Annotated in this window: 4 protein-coding genes and 1 pseudogene; 2 read left to right on the forward strand and 3 right to left on the reverse strand. The window is 73.6% G+C overall.

The features are described 5' to 3' along the window. Together L0B03_RS15935 and L0B03_RS15940 are read left to right on the forward strand one after the other, a co-directional pair. Window positions 1-234: pseudogene (locus L0B03_RS15935) on the forward strand (ABC transporter ATP-binding protein); the annotation flags it as partial. After that, complete coding sequence (locus tag L0B03_RS15940; RefSeq protein WP_250447671.1) at window positions 231-1382, forward strand: ABC transporter permease; 1152 nt, start codon at window positions 231-233, stop codon at window positions 1380-1382. The pseudogene L0B03_RS15935 and the gene L0B03_RS15940, both read left to right, overlap by 4 nt. A 67-nt stretch (window positions 1383-1449) precedes the next feature. Here L0B03_RS15940 and L0B03_RS15945 read toward each other — a convergent pair whose 3' ends face one another. The 3 genes from L0B03_RS15945 to L0B03_RS15955 all read right to left on the reverse strand — a co-directional run. Continuing rightward, on the reverse strand, window positions 1450-2094 hold the full coding sequence (locus L0B03_RS15945) for a DUF5063 domain-containing protein (RefSeq protein ID WP_284501916.1): 645 nt from the start codon (window positions 2092-2094) through the stop codon (window positions 1450-1452). Between the two features lie 10 nt (window positions 2095-2104). Next, complete coding sequence (recR, locus tag L0B03_RS15950) at window positions 2105-2704, reverse strand: recombination mediator RecR (protein WP_250447674.1); 600 nt, start codon at window positions 2702-2704, stop codon at window positions 2105-2107. 17 nt (window positions 2705-2721) lie between these two features. Next, a partial coding sequence (locus L0B03_RS15955; protein WP_250447678.1) for a hypothetical protein occupies window positions 2722-2980 on the reverse strand: 259 nt, incomplete at its 5' end.

Consider the following 2980-nt stretch of genomic DNA (forward strand, 5'->3'; position numbering starts at 1 on the left):
GGACCCGACCCGGCCGGGTTCGGCCCACCCGGCTTCGACCTCCCCGGGGACGCGAGCGGGCCGGACGCGGTGCCCGGCTCCCCGGGCGGGGTCGTGGTCGATCTCGAGGGCGAGGCCGCTGCAGCCGACCTGCTCCGCTCGGCGGTCGGTGCGGGGGTTGCGGTGACCTCGCTCGCACCGGCCTCGGGAGCCTTGGAGTCCGCCTACCTGGCCCTCGAGGAGGAGCGACGATGAGCGTCCGGACCGAGGAGCTCGGCGGCGCGCCGAGCCGTCCCGACCCCGCGCCGACGGCTCCGGGTACCTGGGGCCTCACCTGGCACGGGGTGCGCACGGTGGCGCGGCTCGAGCTGCGTCAGCGCATCCGCTCGACCCGCTGGGTCATCTCCCTGGTGGCCTTCGGCCTCGTGGTCGGAGCCGTCACCCTGCTCACCTGGCTCGTCTCGGACCTGGACCCGGCGTTCGGGGCCGGCCGGACGATGTTCGGGTTCATCGTCTTCTTCGTCCTGTTCCTCGGGCTGCTCGTCTCGCCGACCCTGTCGGCCACCGCCATCAACGGAGACCGCGCGGCCGGCACCCTCGCGACCCTGCAGGTCACCCTGCTCAGCGCGGCCGAGATCGCCGTCGGGAAGCTCCTGGCCTCGTGGCTCGCCTCGCTGGCCTTCCTCGCCGTGTCCTCGCCCTTCCTGCTGTGGGCCCTGGCCACCGGGGGCACCCCGGTCGTGGCGGTCGTGACGACACTGGCGCTCCTCGCCGTGATGCTCGCGGTGGTCTGCGCGATCGGCCTGGGCTTCTCCGCCCTGACCACCCGCACCGCCGGGTCGTCCGTCCTGACGTACGTGGCCGTGGCCACCCTGTCCGTGCTGACCCTCGTGGTCTTCGGCCTCACCCTTCCCCTGGTCAGCGGCGAGGAGACCCAGCAGGTCTACCGCGAGGACTGGCGGGCGGCCGAGGCCGCGGCCCTCGAGTCCGGTGGGGAGTACGTGCCCGGCGAGTGCGAGTGGTTCGAGGAGGAGGTCTACGTCGCGCACACCGAACGGACCTGGTGGCTGCTCGCGGTCAACCCGTTCGTCATCGTCGCCGACGCGATGCCCGGCGCCCCGGAGACCGACACGCAGGGCCAGTACGTCGGGGAGGGCGATCCGATGTCGCTCATCCGCTACGGCGTCCGGCAGGCACGGCTCGGCCCGCCCGAGACCCAGGACTGGTGCTACGAGCAGCCCCTCACCCAGGACTCCGGGCGCGCAGAGCTCGACGCCCTGAGCCCGGCCTGGCCGTGGGGCCTCGGCGCGAACCTGCTCCTCGCGGTCGGCGGGGTGGTGCTGGCGGTCCGCCGTCTGCGCATCCCGCAGGACCGCCTGCCGCAGGGCACCCGCGTGGCGTGACCGCGCAGGTCCGCGCGGTGGCGGACCTGCTCAGGCCGCAGCGCTCAGCCCGCTGCCGCTGACCGGCTCAGGGGTGCAGGGCCTGGAACTCGGCGTCGGCGGCGACCTCGTCGTCGACGTCGAGGCGCAGGTGGGCGAGCACCGTCTGCAGCACCCGCAAGGCCGCCGAGGCGCGCTCGCCCCAGTTCGACAGGTAGGAGAACTGCCACCACCACAGCGCCTCGAGCACCTCGCCCGAGGCGTGGTGCCGCAGCCCCTGGGCCAGGGCGCCGACCACCAGGACGACGTCGCTCGAGACCGAGGAGGTCACGACCTCTCGGCCGAGCACCGGGTCGTCGACCTCGGCGTAGTCGTCGATGCCCTCGAAGACGTTGCCCAGGGCTGCGCGCAGCGGGTCCAGGTCGACGTCGGGGCCGACGTCGGGCTCGAAGCGCTCCGGGGGTACGACGTCGACCATCGCGCCCAGGCGGGCACCGGCGGCCAGGACGTCGGAGACCGCGAGGAGGAGCAGCGGGATGGCGGCCTCGGGGTTGGCCCCGGCCGCGACCTCGGTCACCGTGGTGGTGAAGGCCCGCGACTCGGCGGCCATCCTGTCCGCCACCTCGCGCAGGTCGGCCGGGGCCTGGGCCCTGCCAGGGCCCGCGGGCTGGGCGGCCGCTGCCTCGACGGGCCGGGCGGTGTCGTCCCCGCCTCGCTGGGGGGTGGGGACCATGGGCGTGTCTTCAGGCACTGATCTGCCTCCGTCCTTCGAAGGCCCGCCCAAGCGTGACCTCATCGGCGTACTCCAGGTCTCCACCCACCGGCAGCCCTGAGGCGAGCCGGGTGACGCGCAGGCCCATGGGGACCAGGAGTCGGGCGAGGTAGGTCGAGGTGGCTTCACCCTCGACGTTCGGGTCCGTCGCGAGGATGACCTCGGTGACGGTGCCGTCGGCGAGACGGCTCATGAGCTCGGAGATCCGCAGGTCGTCCGGCCCGACGTTGTCGATCGGGTTGATGGCCCCGCCGAGCACGTGGTACTTCCCGCGGAACTCGCGGGTGCGCTCGATCGCGACGACGTCCTTGGGCTCCTCGACCACGCAGATCACCTCGTTCGAGCGACGAGGGTCCCGGCACACGCGGCAGTGCTCCTCCTGCGAGACGTTGCCGCAGACGGTGCAGAACTGGACCCGGGCCTTGACCTCGGTCAGCGAGTCGACGAGCCGACGGACGTCGACCGGGTCCGCGGCGAGCAGGTGGAAGGCGATCCGTTGCGCGCTCTTGGGACCGACGCCGGGCAACCGCCCGAGCTCGTCGATCAGGTCTTGGACCGCACCCTCGTACACCCGACCAGACTAGTTCCTCAGGAGGGGTCGTCGGGGATCTCGTCGATAACGGTCCCGCCGAGCATCTGCGCGACCAGGGGGGCGCCGACGAGGCCGGAGGAGGCGAGGTCTGGATCGTCCGGGTCGTAGTCGTCCTCCGAGGCGGGCCGGGTGGGCTGCTGACCCGCCGAGCCGGCGGGGGGCGCCGGACGCGTCCCGCGTCGGGGGGCCGCCGTGGGGTCGGCTTCCGGCTCAGGGTCCGGCTCAGGCCCGTCGGGGATGTCGTCGGTCGGGGCC

The organism is Actinotalea sp. C106, from assembly GCF_023630195.1.
Taxonomy (GTDB): Bacteria; Actinomycetota; Actinomycetes; order Actinomycetales; family Cellulomonadaceae; genus Actinotalea.